The sequence below is a fragment of the Pseudomonas sp. FP2335 genome, from assembly GCF_030687535.1.
GTDB lineage: Bacteria > Pseudomonadota > Gammaproteobacteria > Pseudomonadales > Pseudomonadaceae > Aquipseudomonas.
Genome location: NZ_CP117437.1, coordinates 2,223,963 through 2,245,706, shown reverse-complemented (window position 1 = coordinate 2,245,706; position 21,744 = coordinate 2,223,963). Strand labels below are relative to the sequence as shown.

General features: G+C 61.4%; 21 protein-coding genes and 3 pseudogenes. 15 read left to right on the top strand and 9 right to left on the bottom strand.

The window, feature by feature from the left end:
• The first annotated feature begins 32 nt into the window (after positions 1-32).
• Positions 33-746, top strand: a complete 714-nt coding sequence (locus PSH81_RS10155; RefSeq protein ID WP_192300885.1) for an autoinducer binding domain-containing protein — start codon at positions 33-35, stop codon at positions 744-746.
• Here the strand turns inward: PSH81_RS10155 and PSH81_RS10150 are convergent.
• Positions 743-1,912, bottom strand: a complete 1,170-nt coding sequence (locus PSH81_RS10150) for a XylR family transcriptional regulator (RefSeq protein WP_305392431.1) — start codon at positions 1,910-1,912, stop codon at positions 743-745. The genes PSH81_RS10155 and PSH81_RS10150 overlap by 4 nt on opposite strands.
• Positions 1,913-2,051: 139 nt before the next feature.
• Here PSH81_RS10150 and xylA point away from each other — a divergent pair, with 139 nt between their 5' ends.
• The 5 genes from xylA (at position 2,052) to PSH81_RS10125 (ending at position 8,025) form a co-directional block, all read left to right on the top strand.
• Positions 2,052-3,368 carry a xylose isomerase gene (gene xylA, locus PSH81_RS10145; protein WP_226455998.1) on the top strand — a complete coding sequence of 439 codons (1,317 nt, stop codon included), beginning with the start codon at positions 2,052-2,054 and terminating at the stop codon, positions 3,366-3,368.
• A 189-nt stretch (positions 3,369-3,557) separates the two neighbouring features.
• Entirely contained in the window at positions 3,558-4,550 is a 993-nt protein-coding gene (gene xylF, locus PSH81_RS10140) for a D-xylose ABC transporter substrate-binding protein (protein WP_192300882.1), read from the top strand.
• Between the two features lie 5 nt (positions 4,551-4,555).
• Positions 4,556-6,112: a D-xylose ABC transporter ATP-binding protein gene (xylG, locus tag PSH81_RS10135; RefSeq protein ID WP_305392430.1), complete on the top strand. Its 1,557-nt coding sequence runs from the start codon at positions 4,556-4,558 to the stop codon at positions 6,110-6,112.
• A complete protein-coding gene (locus tag PSH81_RS10130) occupies positions 6,113-7,249 on the top strand; it encodes a sugar ABC transporter permease (protein WP_305392429.1) in 1,137 nt (378 codons plus the stop codon).
• A gap of 479 nt (positions 7,250-7,728) precedes the next feature.
• On the top strand, positions 7,729-8,025 hold the full coding sequence (locus tag PSH81_RS10125; protein ID WP_226456003.1) for a hypothetical protein: 297 nt from the start codon (positions 7,729-7,731) through the stop codon (positions 8,023-8,025).
• Between the two features lie 130 nt (positions 8,026-8,155).
• On the opposite strand, the gene PSH81_RS10120 is transcribed toward PSH81_RS10125, so the two are convergent.
• The 3 genes from PSH81_RS10120 to PSH81_RS10110 form a co-directional block, all read right to left on the bottom strand.
• Positions 8,156-8,488, bottom strand: a complete 333-nt coding sequence (locus PSH81_RS10120; protein ID WP_305392428.1) for a hypothetical protein — start codon at positions 8,486-8,488, stop codon at positions 8,156-8,158.
• A gap of 101 nt (positions 8,489-8,589) precedes the next feature.
• A complete protein-coding gene (locus PSH81_RS10115) occupies positions 8,590-9,255 on the bottom strand; it encodes a hypothetical protein (RefSeq protein WP_226456005.1) in 666 nt (221 codons plus the stop codon).
• A gap of 232 nt (positions 9,256-9,487) precedes the next feature.
• Positions 9,488-10,987 carry a CoA-acylating methylmalonate-semialdehyde dehydrogenase gene (locus PSH81_RS10110; RefSeq protein WP_305392427.1) on the bottom strand — a complete coding sequence of 500 codons (1,500 nt, stop codon included), beginning with the start codon at positions 10,985-10,987 and terminating at the stop codon, positions 9,488-9,490.
• Between the two features lie 122 nt (positions 10,988-11,109).
• On the opposite strand from PSH81_RS10110, the gene PSH81_RS10105 reads away from it, so the two are divergent.
• From PSH81_RS10105 to PSH81_RS10090, 4 genes are all read left to right on the top strand, one after another.
• Positions 11,110-12,048: a LysR family transcriptional regulator gene (locus PSH81_RS10105; protein ID WP_192300877.1), complete on the top strand. Its 939-nt coding sequence runs from the start codon at positions 11,110-11,112 to the stop codon at positions 12,046-12,048.
• A 68-nt stretch (positions 12,049-12,116) separates the two neighbouring features.
• On the top strand, positions 12,117-13,061 hold the full coding sequence (locus tag PSH81_RS10100; RefSeq protein ID WP_305392426.1) for an ornithine cyclodeaminase family protein: 945 nt from the start codon (positions 12,117-12,119) through the stop codon (positions 13,059-13,061).
• Positions 13,058-14,191: an FAD-binding oxidoreductase gene (locus tag PSH81_RS10095; RefSeq protein WP_305392425.1), complete on the top strand. Its 1,134-nt coding sequence runs from the start codon at positions 13,058-13,060 to the stop codon at positions 14,189-14,191. The genes PSH81_RS10100 and PSH81_RS10095 overlap by 4 nt, the downstream gene beginning before the upstream one ends.
• The gene (locus tag PSH81_RS10090) at positions 14,191-14,820 is read left to right on the top strand and encodes a transcriptional regulator (RefSeq protein ID WP_192300874.1); all 630 of its coding nucleotides are present in this window, start codon (positions 14,191-14,193) and stop codon (positions 14,818-14,820) included. The genes PSH81_RS10095 and PSH81_RS10090 overlap by 1 nt, the downstream gene beginning before the upstream one ends.
• A 170-nt stretch (positions 14,821-14,990) precedes the next feature.
• Here the strand turns inward: PSH81_RS10090 and PSH81_RS10085 are convergent, their stop codons facing one another.
• Positions 14,991-15,767 carry an ABC transporter substrate-binding protein gene (locus tag PSH81_RS10085; protein WP_192300873.1) on the bottom strand — a complete coding sequence of 259 codons (777 nt, stop codon included), beginning with the start codon at positions 15,765-15,767 and terminating at the stop codon, positions 14,991-14,993.
• 104 nt (positions 15,768-15,871) lie between these two features.
• Positions 15,872-16,894, bottom strand: a complete 1,023-nt coding sequence (locus PSH81_RS10080; protein WP_226456011.1) for a LacI family DNA-binding transcriptional regulator — start codon at positions 16,892-16,894, stop codon at positions 15,872-15,874.
• 188 nt (positions 16,895-17,082) lie between these two features.
• Here PSH81_RS10080 and PSH81_RS10075 point away from each other — a divergent pair, with 188 nt between their 5' ends.
• The 3 genes and pseudogenes from PSH81_RS10075 to PSH81_RS10070 all read left to right on the top strand — a co-directional run.
• Positions 17,083-18,042 carry a sugar phosphate isomerase/epimerase gene (locus tag PSH81_RS10075; protein WP_305392424.1) on the top strand — a complete coding sequence of 320 codons (960 nt, stop codon included), beginning with the start codon at positions 17,083-17,085 and terminating at the stop codon, positions 18,040-18,042.
• A gap of 26 nt (positions 18,043-18,068) precedes the next feature.
• Positions 18,069-18,191 (top strand): annotated as a pseudogene (locus PSH81_RS27505) (LLM class flavin-dependent oxidoreductase); the annotation flags it as partial.
• Positions 18,183-18,296 (top strand): annotated as a pseudogene (locus PSH81_RS10070) (LLM class flavin-dependent oxidoreductase); the annotation flags it as partial. The pseudogenes PSH81_RS27505 and PSH81_RS10070, both read left to right, overlap by 9 nt.
• Positions 18,297-18,340: 44 nt before the next feature.
• Here the strand turns inward: PSH81_RS10070 and PSH81_RS10065 are convergent.
• The 3 genes and pseudogenes from PSH81_RS10065 to PSH81_RS10055 all read right to left on the bottom strand — a co-directional run.
• Positions 18,341-18,982: a hypothetical protein gene (locus PSH81_RS10065; protein WP_305392423.1), complete on the bottom strand. Its 642-nt coding sequence runs from the start codon at positions 18,980-18,982 to the stop codon at positions 18,341-18,343.
• On the bottom strand, positions 18,970-19,698 hold the full coding sequence (locus tag PSH81_RS10060) for a hypothetical protein (protein ID WP_226456014.1): 729 nt from the start codon (positions 19,696-19,698) through the stop codon (positions 18,970-18,972). Before PSH81_RS10060 ends, PSH81_RS10065 begins: the two co-directional genes overlap by 13 nt.
• Before the next feature lie 108 nt (positions 19,699-19,806).
• Positions 19,807-20,127, bottom strand: a pseudogene (locus tag PSH81_RS10055) (energy transducer TonB); the annotation flags it as partial.
• 180 nt (positions 20,128-20,307) lie between these two features.
• Between PSH81_RS10055 and PSH81_RS10050 the strand changes: the two are divergent.
• Together PSH81_RS10050 and PSH81_RS10045 are read left to right on the top strand one after the other, a co-directional pair.
• Entirely contained in the window at positions 20,308-20,964 is a 657-nt protein-coding gene (locus PSH81_RS10050; protein ID WP_305392422.1) for a fumarylacetoacetate hydrolase family protein, read from the top strand.
• 10 nt (positions 20,965-20,974) lie between these two features.
• Complete coding sequence (locus tag PSH81_RS10045) at positions 20,975-21,739, top strand: fumarylacetoacetate hydrolase family protein (protein ID WP_305392421.1); 765 nt, start codon at positions 20,975-20,977, stop codon at positions 21,737-21,739.
• The last annotated feature ends 5 nt before the right edge of the window (positions 21,740-21,744 follow it).

Here is a 21,744-nt window from a genome sequence, read left to right as displayed (position 1 = left end):
ATGACGGGCGTCGAGCATGGAAGGAACTCTTGGTGAATGACTGGCGCGAAACGTTAGTCGAGGCAGTGTCGGGCTGCACGACCGAACATGAACTATTCAATAAATTGCATGCCATTACGTCCGGCTTGGGCTTTGAATTCTGCTCCTACGGTCTAAGAATTCCGCTGCCGCTGGGCGCACCGCACTATGTCCTGCTGTCGAACTACCCGAGCGCCTGGGAAAGCAAGTACGTCAGCGAGAACTACTTCGTCCAGGACCCTACCGTCGAACATGGCCTGACCCGTTCCATCCCCCTGCATTGGTCCGCCGCGCAACAGCACAAACAATTGGCCTTCTGGGAGGAGGCGCGGCACTACCAGCTGAACCATGGCTGGTGCCTGTCTTCCCAGCGGGGGCCCAACGCGATTGGCCTGCTCTCGGTTTCACGCTCCAGTGAATATATTTCTGCGCTGGAGCTGGAGAGCGTCGAAAACAAGCTGATCTGGCTGACGCAGTTGGCGCACGAGTCCATGACACGCTTTTTCTCTGACAAATACCTGCCTGAAATCGACCGCCCCCTGACCGTGCGCGAGAAAGAAACCTTGCGCTGGACGGCACTGGGCAAGACCTATTTCGAGATCAGCATGATCCTGACCATCGACATCCGTACGGTGAAGTTTCATCTGGTCAACGCCATGCGCAAACTCCAGGCCAGCAACAAGGCCGAGGCGGCCGTCAAGGCGGCCTTGCTGGGGCTGCTTTTTTAACCCTGGCGATACTCTCCTGGCGTGCAACCAAACTCACGACGAAAGACCGTGTGCAGGTACTGCGCCGACTTGAAGCCGCAACGCTGCGCAATGTCGGCAATCGCCAGGCCACGGTTTTCCAGGCCTTTGGCGGCCGCCGCGAGCTTGAAACGCAGGATCTCGTCATGCACGCTGCACCCGCGTTCGCGGCGAAAGTGCGCCTCGAGGGATGAACGCGATACCCCCACATACGCTGCCACCTGGGCGGTCTTGATGCCCTGGCAGGCGTACTGGCGGATAAACAGCAGCGCCTGCATCACATACGGGTTGCCCAAGGGTTGATGCAGGCTGGAGGCTTGCACATTGATCGCCTCCGGCGGCACCAGGATCTGCTCGGCCTTGCACGGCTTGCCATGCAGCATCTGGTGCAACAGCGCCGCCGCCGTGCGGCCCATGGTTTCGGTGCCCTGAATCACCGAACTCAGCGGCACCCGCGTGAGCGTGCGGGTCAGTGGGTCGTTGTCGATGCCGATCAGCGCGACCTCCTCCGGCACGGCAATCCCGGCGGTCAGACAGGCTTGCAACAACTGCCGCGCACGGGCATCGGTGACGGCGATGATGCCGATGGGTTTGGGCAAGCCCTGCAGCCAGGCGATCTGCTGCTCTACGGCGCTGTCCCACAGCGGTGCGCTGGTGCCCAGGCCGCGATAGATCTCGACGGGCAGGCCGTCGCGCTGCATCAGGCGGCGAAAGGCTTTTTCCCGCTCCTGGGCCCAGCGATTGGCCTGGGCCTCGGGCAGGCTGAAACAGGCAAAGCGCGTCAGGCCCGCTTCGATCAAGTGCTCATAGGCCAGCTTCATCAAGCCGTGGTTATCGGTGGCCACGTAGGGAATGCCCTTCGGATACGCCCGCGCATCCTCATAGGAACCACCCACCGCCACCACCGGCAGTCGGCTCCCGGCCAGCGCCTCGCCAATCAGCGGATCGTCGAAGTCGGCAATGATCCCATCGCCCTGCCAGCGTTCGATGCCCTTGAGGCGGCACAGAAAGTCCTCTTCAAGGAACAAGTCCCAGGAGGCGCGGGTGCTGCTCAGGTAATTGCCGATGCCGGCGATGATGCCGCGGTCGTAGATTTTGCTGCCGTTGAACAGCAAGGCAATGCGGTGCACGGGCGGTAGGGTTTTCATTGTTTTTGTCCTGGGGCCGGTCGGGACAGACTAGACCCCACCACTCAAAATCGCACCATCCCTTGGTGATTTTCATAATCGCCAGCCCCAACACCGTTGCTAGTATCGAGACACCGCCAAGAATAATAAGGAAAACGCCATGCCGTACTTCCCAGGTGTCGAGAAGGTTCGCTTCGAAGGCCCAAACAGCGACGCTCCCCTCGCCTTTCGCCACTACGACGCAAACAAACTGATCCTCGGCAAACCCATGCGTGAACACCTGCGCATGGCCGCCTGTTATTGGCACACCTTTGTCTGGCCGGGGGCGGACATGTTTGGCGTGGGCACCTTCCAGCGCCCGTGGCAGCGCAGCGGCGAGCCAATGGCCGTGGCCATCGGCAAGGCCGAGGCGGCGTTTGAGTTTTTCTCCAAGCTGGGCATCGATTACTACAGCTTTCACGACACGGATGTCGCCCCCGAAGGCCACTCGTTGAAGGAGTACCGCCACCACTTCGCACAGATGGTCGATCACCTGGAGCGGCATCAGGAACAGACCGGCATCAAACTGCTGTGGGGCACCGCCAACTGCTTCAGCAACCCGCGCTTTGCCGCCGGCGCCGCGAGCAATCCAGACCCCGAGGTGTTTGCCGTGGCGGCCGCCCAGGTGTTCAGCGCGATGAACGCCACGCACCGGCTCAACGGGGCCAACTATGTGCTGTGGGGCGGCCGCGAAGGCTACGAAACCCTGCTCAATACCGACCTCAAGCGCGAACGCGAACAGCTCGGGCGCTTTATGCGCATGGTGGTGGAGCACAAGCACAAGATCGGCTTCAAGGGCGACCTGCTGATCGAGCCCAAGCCCCAGGAGCCGACCAAGCACCAATACGATTACGACAGCGCCACGGTGTTCGGCTTCCTGCATGAATACGGCCTGGAACATGAGATCAAGGTGAATATCGAAGCCAACCACGCGACATTGGCCGGGCACAGTTTTCATCACGAAATTGCCACCGCCGTGTCCCTGGGGATTTTCGGCAGCATCGACGCCAACCGCGGTGACCCGCAGAACGGCTGGGACACCGACCAATTCCCCAACAGCGTCGAGGAAATGACCCTCGCCACCTATGAAATCCTCAAGGCTGGCGGTTTCAAGAATGGCGGCTATAACTTCGACTCCAAGGTGCGCCGCCAGAGCCTGGACGAAGTGGACCTGTTCCACGGGCATGTAGCGGCCATGGATGTGTTGGCCCTGGCGCTGGAACGCGCAGCGGCGATGGTGCAGAACGATCGGCTGCAACAGTTCAAGGACCAGCGTTACGCCGGTTGGCAGCAACCGTTGGGCCAGGCGGTGCTGGCGGGTGAATTTAGCCTGGCGTCGCTGGCCGAGCATGCGTTTGCCAATGAGTTGAACCCGCAGGCGGTAAGCGGCCGCCAGGAAATGCTCGAAGGCATCGTCAACCGCTTCATCTACCGCTGAACGCGTTGTGAGCGGGCTTGCCCTGCACCGGGTGGCGAAGCCGCCCTAAACCCGGACGCCGCGGTGTATCAGAAAGACCGAGGCGTCTGGATTTGGGGCGGCTTCGCCACCCAGCGCGGGGCAAGCCCGCTCACTACAAAAACCCGTTTCACCTGAGTCTTTCCAACAACAATAAAAGGACGCACACCCATGAAACGCACACTTATCGCCACCGCCCTGGCCCTGCTCGCCCTGCCCGTCATGGCCGACCCAGCCCACCCGAAAATCGGTTTTTCCATCGACGACCTGCGCCTGGAACGCTGGTCACGCGACCGTGACTACTTCGTCGCCGCCGCCGAAAAACTCGACGCCAAGGTCTTCGTGCAATCGGCCGACGCCAACGAGCAAAAGCAGATTTCCCAGATCGAAAACCTAATCTCCCGGGGCGTCGACGTGATCGTCATTGTGCCGTTCAACGCCACCGTCCTCACCAACGCCGTGGCCGAAGCCAAGAAGGCCGGGATCAAGGTGGTGTCTTATGACCGCCTGATCCTCAACGCCGACATCGACGCCTACATCTCCTTCGATAACGAAAAAGTCGGCGAGATGCAGGCCAGTGGCGTGTTGCAAGCGGCGCCCAAGGGCAACTACTTCCTGCTCGGCGGCGCGCCCACCGACAACAACGCCAAGGTGCTGCGCGAAGGCCAGATGAAGGTGCTGCAACCGGCCATCGACAAGGGCGACATCAAGGTGGTGGGCCAACAGTGGGTCAAGGAATGGAACCCCACCGAGGCCCTGAGCATCGTTGAGAACGCGCTGACCCGCAACGACAACAAGATCGACGCCATCGTCGCCTCCAACGACGCCACCGCCGGTGGCGCGATCCAGGCCCTGGCCGCGCAGCAACTCGCGGGCAAGGTGCCAATCTCCGGCCAGGACGCCGACCTCGCCGCCGTCAAGCGCGTGATCGACGGCACCCAGACCATGACCGTGTACAAACCGCTCAAGCTGATCGCCACCGAAGCGGCCAAGCTTTCGGTGCAGTTGGCGCGCAATGAAAAACCGGCCTACGGCTCGCAATACGACAACGGCAGCAAAAAGGTCGACACCATCCTGCTGACCCCGACCCCGCTGACCAAGGCCAATATCGACCTGTTGGAGAAAGACGGGTTCTACACCAAAGAGCAGATTGCCGGGCAGTGACCGCCATGGCCGACTACCTGCTGCAAATGAACGGCATCGTCAAACGCTTTGGCGGTGTCAACGCCCTCAACGGCATCGACCTCAAGGTGCGGCCGGGGGAATGCATCGGCCTGTGCGGCGAGAACGGTGCCGGTAAATCCACCTTGATGAAGGTGCTGTCGGCGGTCTACCCCCACGGCACCTGGGACGGTGAAATCCTCTGGCACGGGCAACCGCTCAAGGCCCAATCCATCAGCGAAACCGAGGCCGCCGGCATCGTGATCATCCACCAGGAACTGACCCTGGTGCCCGACCTGTCGGTAGCCGAGAACATCTTCATGGGCCACGAGCTGACCCTGCCCGGCGGGCGCATGAACTACCCGGCGATGATCCACCGCGCCGAAGCCCTGATGCGCGAGCTCAAGGTGCCGGACATGAACGTGTCGCTGCCGGTGTCGCAGTACGGCGGCGGCTACCAGCAGCTGGTGGAAATCGCCAAGGCCCTCAATAAACGCGCGCGCCTGTTGATCCTTGACGAGCCCTCCTCGGCCCTGACGCGCTCGGAAATCGAGGTGTTGCTGGACATCATCCGCGACCTGAAAGCCAAGGGCGTGGCCTGCGTATACATCTCCCACAAGCTCGATGAAGTGGCGGCGGTGTGCGACACCATCGCGGTGATCCGCGACGGTAAGCACATCGCGACCACGGCCATGGCCGACATGGACATTGCGCAGATCATCACGCAGATGGTCGGCCGCGAGATGAGCAACCTCTACCCCACGCAACCCCACACGGTCGGCGAGGTGGTTTTCGAGGCGCGCAACGTCACCTGCTACGACGTCGACAACCCCAGGCGCAAACGCGTCGACGACATTTCCTTTGCGCTCAAGCGCGGCGAAATCCTCGGCATCGCCGGGCTGGTTGGCGCCGGGCGTACCGAGTTGGTGTCGGCTCTGTTCGGCGCCTACCCCGGCCGTTACAGCTGTGAGGTGTGGCTGGACGGCCAGCGGATCGACACCCGCACACCGCTCAAATCGATCCGCGCCGGGCTGTGCATGGTGCCTGAAGACCGCAAGCGCCAAGGCATCATCCCCGACTTCGGCGTGGGCCAGAACATCACCCTGGCCGTGCTCGACACCTATGCCAAGCTGACGCGCATCGATACCGAAGCCGAACTGGGCAGCATCGACCGGCAGATCGCGCGCATGCACCTCAAGACCGCGAGCCCGTTCCTGCCGATCACCAGCCTGTCCGGCGGCAACCAGCAAAAGGCTGTGCTGGCGAAAATGCTGATGGCCAAGCCGCGGGTGCTGATCCTCGACGAGCCCACACGCGGCGTGGACGTGGGCGCCAAGTATGAGATCTACAAACTGATGGGCGCGCTGGCAGCCGAAGGGGTGGCGATCATCATGGTCTCGTCGGAACTGGCCGAGGTGCTGGGAGTGTCCGACCGCGTGCTGGTGATCGGCGACGGCCAACTGCGCGGCGACTTCGTCAACGACGGGCTCACCCAGGAACAGGTGCTCGCCGCAGCGCTCAGCCACAACAACAACAACAATAATAATGATCGGAAGACCGCGTAGATGAACCAGGTCAAACAGCTGTTTACTCGCTACAAAATGCTTGCCCTGGTCATCGCCGTGGCGGTGATCTGGGTGTTTTTCAGCTGGCAGACCGAGGGCGGGTTTCTCACGCCGCGCAACCTGTCCAACCTGTTGCGGCAGATGGCGATCACCGGGATTCTGGCGTGCGGCATGGTGCTGGTGATCATCAGCGGCGAGATCGACTTGTCGGTAGGCTCGTTGCTGGGGTTGCTCGGTGGCTTGGCGGCGATCCTCGACGTGGTGTATCACGTGCCATTGCTGGCCAACCTGAGTCTGGTGGCGTTGTGCGGGTTGATGATTGGTTTGGCCAACGGCTACATGACGGCCTATCTGCGCATCCCGTCGTTTATCGTCGGGTTGGGCGGGATGCTCGCGTTTCGCGGGATTCTGCTGGGGATCACCGGCGGCACCACCATCGCGCCGGTGTCGCCGTCGCTGGTGTACATAGGCCAGGGGTATTTGCCGCATGCGGTGGGTGTTGGGCTTGGGGTGCTGTTGTTTGCGTTGACGCTGTTCCTGACCTGGAAACAGCGCCGCAATCGCGCATTGCATGGGTTGACGGCGCACTCGATGGTGCGTGACCTGGTGCGTGTGGCAGTGATCGGCGCAGTGCTCGCCGGATTCGTCACCACCCTCAACAGCTATGACGGCATTCCGGTGCCGGTGCTGCTGTTGATGGTGCTGCTCGGCGTGTTCAGCTATGTCACCAGCCAGACCGTGTTCGGCCGCCGGGTGTATGCGGTGGGCAGCAATATGGAGGCCACGCGGCTGTCGGGCATCAACGTGCAGGCGGTGAAATTGTGGATCTTCGGGATCATGGGCGTGATGTGCGCGCTCGCCGGTCTGGTCAACACTGCGCGGCTGGCTGCCGGCTCACCGTCAGCAGGCAACATGGGCGAACTGGACGCCATTGCCGCGTGCTTTATCGGCGGCACTTCGATGCGCGGCGGCTCGGGCACGGTGTATGGCGCGTTGCTGGGGGCGTTGGTGATTACCAGCCTGGACAACGGCATGTCGATGCTGGACGTGGACAGTTACTGGCAGATGATCGTGAAGGGCAGCATTCTGGTGTTGGCGGTTTGGGTGGATGTGAGTACGCGGGCTGGGCGACGGTAAGTTCCCCCATTCTCCAAAACACCCTAGAACCCTTGTGGGAGCGGGCTTGCTCGCGAATGCGGTGGTTCAGTCAACTCATTCATTGGCTGATCCACCGCATTCGCGAGCAAGCCCGCTCCCACATTTTTGACTGCATTTCAGCATTAGGGCGCTGGGGTTGCTGGAGTTTTGTCATGGTTCGTAAAGGGCCAGCAAGTCGTGTCGCTTTAAATTGCAGGACGTTTCCGAGACAATCCCCGCCGCCTTGTGCCTGCTGGAATCGGTGGCTAGTCTGCGGTCCGTCACTGCCAATTCAGTGACCGGGTTTAGCAGCCTGACTTCAATAGGCACACGGTTCACATCTGCATTTATGGTGGCTGTGCGCGGGGCACCTTCGGGTGCGCTGGTTTTCCTATTGACCGGTCTGCTAACCCGCGTACAGCTACCACCCACGTTTAGCAGCGTTGACGGTAGCTCCATTGCCCAATAGGAGTTACACCATGAACAAAGCCCTACCCGACCCACCCATCGACCCCGCCAAAGACCGCGCCGCCTTCAACCGCGCCATCGACCATTACCTGCCAGCCCAAGGCTTCCACTCGGTCAACGAAGACCTGAGTTTCGAAGACGCCCTGCTCTACACCGCCAGTTTGCTGGACAGTGCTTCGGCGACAGCGCTGGATTGTGGTGAACAGTTGGAGAGCCCCGAACGGGCGAAGATTCTGGCGGTGTGGCACCTGCTGGAGATTGCCCGCACCACGGTGGATCGCTCCATCAACTGCCTGAAACTCGTTTAAACATGTGGGAGCTGGCTTGCCTGCGATAGCGGTCTATCAGTGCCAAACAGGCTAACTGACACTCCCTCATCGCGGGCAAGCCCGCTCCCACAGTGTGACCGCGTACAGGCTTTGGTTATTTGGGGAACGATCAAAAAATGTAACAGCTGCTACGGTTTTCATTCTCATAGCGCCACGACTGGATAACGCCCTCACCCGATACGAGCACAGAGTATCGACAGTCGCGGATCCAGGTCACGAAGTAGCGCTGGCCATCGCCCTCCTTCACAACTTGGTCATAGACTTTGTTCTTGTTGACCGGGGACCAATAGGAGTCGCCACAGCCGCGGCTGCAGTCGTCATAGAGGTGGGCATCGAAGCGCGTGCCGACAAACGCGTTCCTGACGCCCGTCCATGCCGAGTGAGACGGCGCACAGCCCGCCAGCAACGAGCCCAACAAGGCGATACCCATGATTGCTTTCAACGCATTCTCCAGTGGACGGGGATAGTCATTTATCGTGACGCCGGGCTGGTTTCATCTTCTTTATAAGTTGAAACCAGCATGTAGAGGGCGACCAGCAACGCCTAAACCAGCGTCAACATAGACAACCAGAAAACCCCATATCGGGCCATATACGCGTCGAGGCCAATGACCTCCTCAGAGACTCGAACCTGTGCCACGCCATCGCTGTAGCCGATGTGCACGTCTTTCTCCATGAGCGTTTTCAGATCACCCTGAAAATAAATCCAGATCCGGTAGACGCCGTTTTGCACAATCGCCGGAATCTCCACGCTGCTCAGCAAATCCGGTTTGAGGGTATCGATACGTGATTCGTCGCGGATCTGAACGACGCCTTTCTCAGGTAGCTTGATGTGCACTTCCTTGATCACCTTGCTGCCGGTGTTCCTGAGGGTGATCAACAGCCTGACGGGGTAGTTGTCAGGTCCCCTTTCGAACGGCGCGTCGAACACGGCCAGATAGGGGGCCTGGCTCAGGTCAACAATTTTGTTGATCTGTTCGTGGCTGAGGGCACCGTTGCCGGCATGCTTGATGTCGTCATACAGGCGCGTGTAATCGAGGTGTTCCTTAACCGTGTCCAAGCGCTCGGTGAAGAGACGTGGCGCACTGTCGTATTGGTAGGAAAGATCGGCCTCGAGTTTGTTGTCGTCCTTGAGCACCATGTACATGCTCAGGACTGACAGCAGCGCGCCCGGCAAGGCCAGCAATACTCCGAATTTTACCCAGCTCAACGTGGCATTTCCCTATTGATTGACTTAACTGTGTTCGCTCGCTGGGTGAGCGTGCCAAGTTCCTTCAAGTAGAGCAAGAGAAGCCAAGACCTGCGCGCCGTTCCAGGCGCAGAAAAAAGTGTGGGAGCTGGCTTGCCTGCGATAGCGGTGCATCAGTGCCAAACTGGCTGGCTGACACACCCCTATCGCGGGCAAGCCCGCTCCCACATGTTGAACCGCGTACAGGCTTCAGTTATTTGGAGACCGGCATGGCGAACTCGGCGCCTTGCTCGATGCTCTCCGACCAGCGCTGCATGATCGACTTCTGCTTGGTGTAGAACCGCACACCCTCAGTGCCGTAGGCATGCATGTCGCCAAACAGGCTTTTCTTCCAGCCGCCAAAACCATGCCACGCCATCGGCACCGGGATCGGCACGTTGATGCCGACCATGCCCACTTCAATGCGCCGGGCAAACTCGCGGGCGATGTTGCCGTCGCGGGTAAAGCAACTCACGCCGTTGCCGAATTCGTGTTCGTTGACCAGTTTCACCGCTTCGCCGAAGTCGCTCACGCGCACGCAGGCCAGCACCGGGCCGAAGATTTCTTCGCGGTAGATGCTCATCTCTTTGGTCACGTGGTCAAACAAGGTCGCGCCGAGCCAGAAGCCGTTTTCCAGGCCCGCCTCGGTCGGCACGTAGTCGCGTCCGTCGAGCAGCAGTTGTGCGCCGGCCTGCACGCCTTGCTCGATATAACCGCTGATGCGTTCCAGGGCAGCACGGGACACGATCGGGCCCATCTCGGCTTTCAGGTCGCGGCCATCGGTGATGCGCAGTTGCTTGGCGCGCTCGGTCAGCGCGGCGATGACCTTGTCACCCACGTCGCCCACCAGCACCGCCACCGAGATGGCCATGCAACGCTCGCCGGCACTGCCGTAGGCCGCACCCATCAGGGCGTCGACGGTTTTTTCGATGTCGGCGTCGGGCATCACCACCATGTGGTTTTTCGCGCCACCCAGGCCTTGCACGCGCTTGCCGTGGCGGGCGCCGGTTTCGTAGATGTATTGCGCAATCGGCGTCGAGCCGACAAAGCTCACAGCCTTGACGTCCGGGTGTTCGATCAAGGCGTCGACCGATTCCTTGTCGCCCTGCACCACGTTGAACACGCCTTTTGGCAGCCCGGCTTCATGCAGCAACTCGGCCATGAACAACGACGCGCTTGGGTCAGTCGGGCTTGGCTTGAGGATGAAGGTGTTACCCGCCGCGATGGCAATCGGGTACATCCACATCGGCACCATCACCGGGAAGTTGAACGGCGTCACGCCCGCTACAACGCCCAGCGGCTGGCGCATGGTCCAGTTGTCCATGCCACGGGAAACCTGGTCGGAATACTCGCCCTTGAGCAGGTTCGGAATACCGCAGGCGAACTCCAGAATGTCGATACCACGGTCCACTTCGCCCTGGGCGTCGGTGAACACCTTGCCGTGTTCGGCAACGATGATGCGCGCCAGGTCGTCCTTGCGTTCACGCAGCAGGTGCAGGTACTCGAACAGCACGCGGGCGCGGCGGATCGGCGGGGTGTCGGCCCAACCGGCGAAGGCGGCCTGGGCAGCGGCGACGGCTTCGGACACGGTCTGGCGGCTGGCCAGCGCGACGCGCCCGGTCTTTTCGCCGGTGGCCGGGTTGAAGACGTCCTGATAACGATCATCGCGGGACACGCGCTGGTCGTTGATGTAGTGCTCGATTGTAGTTGTCATGGCAGTAGATCCCAGGTGGGTAGCATGCAGGTCAGTAAGTCAGACACACGATAGGCTTTCGCTTTGTTCCTAACCAGAGCAGAATCCTGAACTTATTGTCCACATACGCGAACAATCCCATCATGGAAAAGGCTGAGATCGAAGGGCTGTGGACCCATATCCACTGGCTGTCAGTACTGGAAGAGCACGGCACCTACACTGCCGCCGCCGCCCGCCTGGGTGTGAGCAAGTCCGCTGTGAGCCAGCGCATTTCCGACCTGGAAAAAGCCACCGGCACCCGCCTGGTCACCCGCACGACACGCAGCGTGCGCCTGACAGATGCGGGGTTGTCGCTGACCCGCGAAGTGCGCAGCGCCTACGCACAAATCGCACGCAGCTTCTCGTCGGTGCGCGACTCGGTCGGAGAGATTCGCGGGCTGGTGCGCCTGACCGCGCCGGTGGCCTTCGCTCGTCAGCAACTGGTGCCGCATCTGTCGGATTTTTTGCAGCAGTACCCGCAGGTGCGTATCCAGCTGGACGTATCCGACGCCCTGAGTTCACTCGCTGCCGAAGGCTACGACCTGGCGGTGCGCCATGGTTTCCAGGTGCCGGAAACCCATGTGGCGTGGAAGCTGTGCGACACCACTTCGGTGTTGGTCGCGACCCAAGACTACCTGCAACGCCACGGTGAACCCCGCGAGCCGGGCGAGTTGTCCGCGCATAACTGCCTGTTCTACCCACGCGGCACCGACCAGCCCGCCTGGACCTTCGAGCGCGGCACAAAACACCTCGAACGCCTCACGGTGCCGATCTCCGGCAGTTTCGCCACCAATAACAGCGAAGCCCTGCGAGACTCGGCCCTCAATCACCTGGGCATCGCCCTGCTCCCGGATTTCAGCGCGCATGCCGCGCTGGCCAGCGGCAAGTTGGTGCAGGTGCTCAAGGACTGGACGCTCAAGGGCGCGTTTGCCGATGAGATTTACCTGATCCGGCCGTATTCGCCCCATGTGCCGAAGTCGGTGAGTGTGTTGGTCGGGTATTTGAAGGACAAACTGTCGGGCGGATTCAGGTTCACAGGCTGAGGTTTAGCGCTTGCCGGATAGAACCAATAGTCCATAATGGACAAATTAGTTTAGTCACGGAGCATCCCATGCCCAGCACGCCTCAAGTGATCAACCAAACCCAGGCCCGCGAGCTGCTCGCCCAAGTCGATGTACCGCAGATCCTGCACAAGCTGTTCCGCGACCTGGCCGCCGGGCAGGCGGTGCAGCCGGCGCAACAGTTAGTCGAATTTCCACAGGGTGCCGGCGACTTCATCAACTACCTGGGCGTGCTGGCCGAGGAAGGCGTTTATGGCGTCAAGACCTCACCGTATATCGTGCGTGAACAGGGGCCACTGGTGACGGCGTGGACGCTGTTGATGTCGATGCACACCGGCCAACCCCTGCTGCTGTGCGATGCCGCCGAGTTGACCACCGCCCGCACGGCCGCAACGACCGCGTTGGCGGTGGAGGCGTTGGCGCCTCTGTCGGCACGGCGCTTGGCGATAATCGGCAGTGGCAAGGTGGCCCAGGCGCATCTGCATTACGTGAAAAACCTCCGGGACTGGCAAAGCATCCGCGTATTTTCGCCAAGCCTGGGCGCAGCTGCACCGCAGGCCATCGCCTACCTCAACAGCCTGGACCCACGGCTGACCATCGCGCCTACGTGCGATGCGGCTGTGGACGACGCCGACGTGATCCTGCTGTGCACCTCATCCGCCGGGCCGGTGATCGATCCAAGCCGCCTGGGCAAGCCGGCGTTGATCACCTCCATCAGCACCAACGCCCCGCGCGCCCACGAAGTACCACCCGAATCCCTGAACGGCATGCAGGTATTTTGCGACTATCGCCAGACCACCCCAGGCTCGGCCGGGGAAATGCTCATCGCCGCCGAACAGCACGGCTGGGACAAACGCCACATCGTCGGCGACCTGCCCGAACTGCTCAGCGAACACGTACCGCGCCCGTCCTACGACCGTCACGTATTCTTCCGCTCCATCGGCCTGGGCCTGGAAGACATCGCATTGGCCAATGCACTCTGGAGACACTTATGAGCCACGCAGATTTCATCATCATCGGCGGCGGCATTGCCGGCGCGTCCACGGGTTTCTGGTTGTCGCCGCACGGCAAGGTGCTGGTGCTGGAGCGTGAAAGCCATCCGGGTTATCACTCCACCGGGCGTTCGGCGGCGCTCTACACTGCCGCCTATGGCACCGCGCAAGTGCGCGCGTTGACCCTGGCCAGCCGCGCGTTTTTCGACAACCCGCCGCCGGGTTTCTGCGAACACCCGCTGCTGACGCCACGGGGCGAAATCACCGTCGACTTTATCGGCGACGCGGCCGAATTGAACGCCCAGTACCTGAGCGCCAAGGCCACCGTGGCACAGGTTGAACTGCTCAGCGCCGACGAAGCCTGCGCGAAAATGCCGATTCTGCGCCGCGAAAAAGTCCACGGCGCGCTGTACGACCCGACCGCCAGCGACATCGACACCGACGCGCTGCACCAGGGCTACCTGCGTGGCATCCGCCGCAACGGCGGCGAGGTGCGCACCGACAGCCACGTCATCGGCTTGAGCCGTGACGCCGCCGGCCTCTGGCAGGTGCAAACCGGCGATACCACCTACAGCGCGCCCGTCATCATCAACGCCGCCGGTGCCTGGGCCGACAGGCTCGGTGCGCTGGCCGGTGCCGCGCCTATCGGCCTGCAACCCAAGCGCCGCTCGGCCTTCATCTTTGCCGGCCCCGAAGGCGTCGACAGCCACCACTGGCCGATGCTGGTGGCGCTGGACGAATCCTTCTACATGAAACCCGACGCCGGCATGTTCCTCGGCTCGCCGGCCAACGCCGACCCGGCCGAACCCCAGGACATCCAACCCGAAGAGCTGGACATCGCCATGGGCATCTACCAGATCGAAGAAGCCACCACCCTGACCATCCGCCGCCCGACGCGTACCTGGGCCGGGCTGCGCAGCTTTGTGCAGGATGGCGATTTGCTTGCAGGTTTCGATCCCGTGGTACCCGGCCTGTTCTGGGTGGCCGCCCAAGGCGGGTATGGCATCCAGACCTCCCCGGCCATGGGCCAGGCCAGCGCGGCGCTAGTGCGCGGGGCGCCATTGCCGGAGCCACTGACGCGGTTCGGCCTCGACGCTGGTATGCTCTCCCCCGCACGCCTGGAGCCCCATTGATGAACAGCGCCGAACAAGAACAGATCATGCAGAACTTCCGGGCGATGGCCGACGCCATCGCCACGCTGTTCTTTCCCCACGCCGAAGCAGTGCTGCACGATTTGCGCTCGCAAAAGGTCGACTACATCGCCAACAACCTGTCGAAACGGGCAATTGGCGACGACTCGGCGCTGGAGGACATGCTCAGTGACGACATCAGCGACGTCAATATCGGCCCGTACGAAAAGCTCAATTGGGATGGTCAGAAAATTCGCAGCCTGAGCACCGTGCTGCACGACCACACAGGTCGGCGCCTGGCGGTGCTGTGCATCAACCTGAATATTTCACTGTTTGAAAACGCCAAGGCGGCGCTGGACCTGTTTCTCTCGCCGAGCAAACTGATCCCACAGCCGGACTCGCTGTTTCGCGATGATTGGCAAGAGCGCATCAACACGTTTTTGCATGCCTGGATGCGCGAGCGGCAACTGAGCCTCAACCTGCTGACCCGCGACCACAAGCGCGAACTGGTGCTGGCGCTGCATGCCGAGGGCGCGTTCAAAGGCAAGAGCGCCTCGAACTACGTGGCCAACGTGCTGGGCATGGGGCGGGCGACGGTCTACAAACACCTCAAGGAATTGAAAGGCCATTGAGGCACCTCGGTCGTAGTGAGCGGGCTTGCCCCGCGCTGGGCGGCGCAGCCGCCCCAAACGATCCACCGCGGTGTTTCAGGAAGACCGAGGTGCCTGGATTTGGGGCGGCTGCGCCACCCAGCGCGGGCAAGCCCGCTCACTACAATAGGGGGTGCCGGGTTGTGTGGGCATCAATCGCCGTAGATGTCGGACTTGAAGTACTGCTGCGAAATCTTCTGGTACTCACCGCTCGCCCGAATCCCGTCAATCGCCGCGTTCAACTGCGTGACCAACGCCTCATTGCCCTTGCGCACCGCGATCCCCGCGCCCTCGCCCACGTATTTCGGGTCCTTCAGCTCGGGCCCGACAAACGCATAGCCCTTGCCCCGAGGCATCTGCAGGAAGTCATTCAGCGGGATGGTGTCGGCAAAGATCGCATCCAGCCGACCGGCCGCCAGGTCCATGTAGATTTCTTCGTTATTACTGTAGCGCTTGACGGTGATGCCCTTGGGTTCAAATACCTCGGTGGCATAACGGTCGGTGGTGGTCGCACGCTGCACGCCGATGGTCTTGCCCTTGAGGCTGGCGTAGCCGTCATCCACCACCGCGCCGTCCTTCATCACCAGCCGCGACGAGGTGAAATAGTACTTGTGGGTGAAGTCCACCGACTTCTTGCGGTCTTCATTGATGGTCATGGACGACAAGGCCATGTCGATTTTCTTCACCTTGAGGGACGGAATCAGACCATCGAACTCACCTTCGACCCACACACACTTGACCTTCATCTGCGCGCACAGGGCGTTGCCAATGTCGTAGTCAAAACCGACGATCTCGCCTTTTTCCGTCTTGGAGGCAAACGGTGGGTACGCCGCTTCAATGCCGATGCGCAGGGTTTTCTCGGCTGCCATCAACGGGCAGGACGCAAGCAGGCCCAAGGCCAGGGCGGTGATGAGGGGGAGTTTCTTCATGATGAGGTTCTCGCGGGTTGTTGTTGGTTTGGCAAGAGAGAAGAAAGCGCTGCTGCAACTGTTTTGTACTTATAATTCCATACTGGACTTTTACGTCTTCATCGTCAATCGCAGTTGTAGCGCGTGTGTACCAACACCCGGGTAAACGCCGGAGCGGCCCGCGCCCCTTCCCGCGCACCGCGAATCCAGCGCACCGCCGCCGCCAGTTCGCCGACGAAATCATGGGACACCACGTAGTCCATCACCCCGGATTCGAGCATCGCCCGCGTATGCCCGGTCAACTCGTGGCCGACGAATACCGGGCGCTGCTCGGCGGGAATCGTGCCGATGGCCTGGGCCACGCCACGGTTGGCGCCGGCCACGTTGTAGATTGCCGCCGGGTAGTCGTGCTTGGAGAAATAGCGCAGCAACTGCTCGGCGGTGGTCTGCGGGCTGTCGTCGGACATCATTCGCTCGTCGATTTTCAAGTGCGGGAACTCCGCGCGCAGCACCCGTCGAAAGCCCATTTCCCGCTCCTGTTGGCAGCGAAACGCCATGCTCGTGACCAGCAGGATCTTGGCCCTCTGCCGCGCCAGGCGATTGCCGATCAACAGTCCGGCGACGCTACCGGCCGCATATTGATCGTTGCCCACATAGGCACTGCGCCCCGAGTTGGGCAGGTCGGTGGTCAGGCAGACCACGGGGATCGCCTGGCGACACAAGGCGCGGATGGCACGATTGATCGCCGGGTGTTCGCGGCACACCACTATCACACCGTCGGCCGTGGCGCCGTCGGCCTGCACCTGGTCGGCCAATGCCGCAGGATCGACCTGATTGCTCGGCACGTAGCTGCCGTGTACCACCACGCCGGGGGTCGAACTGTTGATCTCCTCCTGCGCACTGGCCAGCGTGGCGTTGAAGGTTTCCCCCGACTCACAGAACAGTTTGATATGCAGGGTGGCCGTGCCGTTGGCCAGGTCCTGCTTGAGCTTGTCCAACGCCGCCAGCACCTTGAGCCGGGTATTTTCGCGCACCCCGGCGCGGTTATTGAGTACGCGGTCCACGGTAGCGACGCCGACCCTGGCAACCCTGGCGATCTGCTCCACGGTAGGGCCCTTCCAGAGTTGCGTGGAGCTTTGCTGAGGCATGGCGGCGCATCCTGAATGATGTAAATACCCTCCGTTATAAACCGCAAACCTCTATTTATGCAGTTTTTTAAGCGTCCTTATTTGATGGTTTTCACATCAGACTTTGCCCTTGCTCAGCCTTGAACACGGCGTGGTCGCTGCGAATAATCGCCCCACAACAACCACAACACTCCGTCAGGAATCGCGCTATGAAACTGGGATTTGTCACCGACACCCTGGGCAACCTGCCCTTGGGCGATGTGCTCAAGCACGCCGAACGCATGGGCCTGTCCGGCCTGGAAGTGAACACCGGCGGCTGGTCCACCGCGCCACACTTGAACCTCAAGCACATGCTCGACAGCAACGCCGCCCGCCGCGATTTCACCCGCAGTTTCGAGCAGCACAACCTGGAAATCATCGCGCTGAACGCCAACGGCAACCCGCTGCATCCGACCCAGCCGGAGCAGGCGCAGTGCCTCAAGGACACGATTCGCCTGGCCGGTGAGCTGGGGATCAAGACCGTGTGCACCATGTCCGGCCTGCCCGAAGGCCAGGCCGGCGACCGCATGCCCAATTGGGTCGTAGCCTCGTGGCCGCCGGAGACGCAGACCATCCTGCGCTACCAATGGGAAGAGCGCCTGCTGCCGTTCTGGAGCGAGATCGCCGACCTGGCCAAGGCCCACGGCGTGGAGCGCATCGCCCTCGAATTGCACGGCAGCCAGTGCGTGTTCAACGTGCGCTCGCTGCTCAAGCTGCGCAACGCCATCGGCCCGGTGATCGGCGCCAACCTCGACCCGTCGCACCTGTTCTGGATGGGGGCCGACCCACTGGCCGCCGCCGATGCCCTGGGCGATGCGCTGTACCACGTGCACGCCAAGGACACCCTGCTCAACACGCCGGTGCAGGCGGTGGATTCGCTGCTGGAAAACGGCTCGCTGATGGACGTGTCGGCACGCAGTTGGTCCTACATCACCCTCGGTTTCGGCCATGGCGAGCAGTGGTGGCGACAGTTCTGCTACCGCCTGAAAATGGCCGGCTACGACGGCTGGCTGTCCATCGAACACGAGGATGTGCTGCTCAACAGCCTCGAAGGCCTGGAGAAATCCGTGGCGCTGATGCAAGGGGTGATGCCGGTGGCGGCCAGCGATTTCAAGCCTCAGGCGATCTGAGCCCCCTCACTGCCGTTTGGCAATAATGCGCGTTGCTCGATGTGACCAGCAACAGCCGCATGGAAGTCGGCCTGGCGCGTGGCGCCTATCAGGTCGAGTTCGACCGTATGCCCGGCGGCATGCCGGCCTCATCCGGTGGCCAGGGGCTGGGGGTGGATGAGTTCAGTTTCTGGTGCGACAACAGCTTGCCCCATGCCGAGAAGAAAAAGTCGCTGGAGCGGTTTATCAAGCATGTGGTGCCGGCGTTTCGTTGAGCGGCAGTGAGTGCAACGGCCCGCGCAATGGGGGCCGTTTCGGCTCAGTCGGCCATGACGACAAGATTGCCGTTGCCCCGGTCGCTGTAGCGCACCGCCCTCGCCTGCTGCAAGGCCTGCGCTACGTCACCGTTGGTTAATTGGGCGACGACAGGACAAGTCACACATCTGTGGACATCGGCGGGGCTGTTCAACGATGTGAGTAGCACGCTGAAGGTCCACTCATCTTCATATCCTTCGAAGTCGTCACAGTGCCAGCGGATCAGACGGCTGTGGTCGACAATCACAGCCAGGCCCTCCACCTCGACCGGAAAATAGAACCCGGAATTTGGCAGCACCAAAGGCGTTGCCCAGAAGCCAACGTGAACCAACGGCTCAACGTTACCCGGCACATCAGTCCCGAAACCACTCAGGCTGATCTGCAACACCAGATAGCCGTAAATGTCATTGCTGCCTTTGCGGTATATCGGCATCGAGTAGCCCATTTCCTGCCGTACCCACTTCTCGGCATCGTAGATGCCGGACTGCGAAGACCAGGTTGCAGGCGTCCAAAAATCCGCTGCCAGCTCCTGATGCAACGCACGACTCAGCTCAGCCTTGATCGCCGTCGCCAGCCGCGTGCATTCCTCGCCGACCTCAATGAGAAAGATCTGTGCCTTGCGGATCGATTGGCCTATTTCAGACATGGGTAGTGCTCCAGATTCGGCGGCGTCAGATGATCAAAACCGGAAAAGCCCGCCCAGAAAAACGGCTGGCCAGGCAAGGCTTCAGGGAGCTCGGGCGCGGCAAGCTTCGAGAAACCGCTGAAGGGCGCAATGTGCAGCAGTTTCAGAAATGCGCAGGCTTGTCGGGCCCACTTTTGCAGCGGGCCGTCCAGTGCGTTCAACAGGTCCGCGACCTGATGCCAGGGCCGCAGCATGAGCCTGCCGTTCCATACGTCATTGCTCAGCGCACTCTCCCCGGCACTGACGTCCGGCGCGATGAACAGGTGATAGGCCGACGCGCGCTCAGCCGCGCTCAGGTACTGCGTCCACTGCTGCTGGAGCTGATCAGGCGGGCTCAACGGCGAGCGCCATTTCAGTTCCACGATCAACGTTCGCGACGCTCCGCACGGCCAGTGCAAACGCACCACCAGGTCCGGCTCAATCCCATCCTTGAGCCAGAAATCCATGCTGGCGGTACTCACCACACCATCCGGAAATGGCAGTGGCAGCGCCTTCTCGCGATACTCAACCAACGCCCGCCAGAATTCACCAATGGCCACATCCGGCAAAAACGCCAGTGGCGAAAAAATCAATGAAGTGATTTCGTCTTCGGCGGCGATGCGTTTTTCTTCGCCGTCACGAATCCCGCGATAGCGTTGATACAAGCGGCTTTTGTTCTGCGTGAAAGCGTGCAGCATCGTGGATGATCAACCTCGGACAACTGAGAAGTGCCGGCGATGGTAACACCCTCATCGGGGGCAAGCCCCCGATGGCGTTAGACCAGCCAACACATCTGCCAACCCCACTTACAGGTCGTAACGCACCGCCACCCCAAACGTACGCGGCGCACCCGCATCGATAATGTCGCCGCCACGGTTGTTGGTCACGTATTCCTTGTCGAAGGCATTTTTCACAAAGCCCGACACCGCCACATTCCTGGTGACCTTGTACTCACCGCTGAAGTTGGCCAGCACATAGTTGTCGCTGCGCCGCTCGCCCGTCACCTTGCCTGCCGTGTCGAACTCATACTCCGGCGGCGCCGTGCTCTGGTACGTAACGTCGGTGTTCAAGGTCAAACGCTCATTGAAGCGGTAGATGCCGCCCACCGAGACTTTGTACTTGGGCGAATCTTTCGTTACCAGCCTGGCTATACACACCGGGCGTGCGGGCAAACACGTCGACCAGGCTGCGATTGATCTTTTCGCCGCTGACTTGACCTGCTGAAAAAAAATCCCACCCAGGCATTGTTAACATCTTAATCATAAGATTAACATGTTAACCAACCCAGCCAGACTCAGGAGATCCGCATGCCCCGCGCCGCCAGCGAAATCGCCACAGGCACCTTGTTCGGCGTTGCCTTGAACTACACCGGTCTGCTGCAAAGCCGACTGGCCGAATTCAACCAACCGCCCTACCAGCAGCCACCGCAAAAACCGGTCCTGTTCATCAAGACCCCCAACACCCGCACCACCGACGGCCAAGCCGTGACCGCCCCCGCCGGCGAGCGCCTGCAACCCGGCCCGGCGCTGGGCGTGGTAATCGGCAAGACCGCCAGCCGCGTCGCCGAGCAGGACGCCCTGGCCCACGTCGCTGGCTACCTGATCGTCAACGAATTCAGCCTGCCCGAAGACAGCTACTACCGCCCCGCCGTCAAAGCCAAGTGCCGCGATGGCTTCTGTGCACTCAGCAGCGAGGTGATCCCCACCCGCGATGTTCCGCACGCCCACAACCTGATACTCAAGCTGCTGGTCAACGGCGAAGTGCGCCAGGAAAACAGCACCGCCAATTTCGTGCGCAGCATTCCCCGGCTGATTGCCGAACTCAGCGAATTCATGACCCTGCATGAAGGCGACGTGCTGATCACCGGCACCCCGGAAGGCCGCGTCGATGTAGTGCCCGGCGATGACGTCGTGGTGGAAATCAGCGGCCTCGGTCGCCTGCGCAACTCAATCGTGGCCGAGTGAGGAATCACCGATGAAACACGCACGCATCCGTTATCAGAACCAGATCCACACCGTCACCGTAGAAGCCGACAACGCCGTGCGCCTCGCCGATGGCCGCCTGCTCGCCGAACATCAGGTGCAATGGCTGCCGCCTGCCGAGGGCAGCATGTTCGCCCTGGGCCTGAACTACGCCGACCATGCCGCCGAACTGGCCTTCAACGCGCCCACCGAACCGCTGGCATTCATCAAGTCGCCGGGCACTTACACCGGCCACAACCAAGTGACCTGGCGCCCCGAAAACGTCAAGTACATGCACTACGAGTGCGAGTTGGTGGCGGTGATCGGCAAACCGGCGCGCAACGTCAAGCGGGCGGACGCGCTGGACTATTTGGCCGGCTACACGGTGTGCAACGACTATGCAATCCGCGACTACCTGGAAAACTACTACCGCCCCAACCTGCGCGTGAAGAACCGCGACTGCACCACCCCAGTCGGCCCGTGGATCGTCGACGCCGCCGACGTGCCCGATCCGTCGCGACTGACCCTGCGCACCTGGATCAATGGCGAGTTGAAGCAGCAAGGCAGCACTGCCGACATGATCTTCGACATCCCCTACCTGATCGAATACTTCTCCAGCTTCATGACCCTGCAACCCGGCGACATGATCGCCACCGGCACGCCCGAAGGCCTGGCCGATGTGGTGCCGGGGGATGAAGTGGTGGTGGAAGTCGAAGGCGTTGGCCGCCTGGTCAACCGCATCGTCAGCGAATCCGAATTCTTTGCCGCGCGCGGCTGAACACA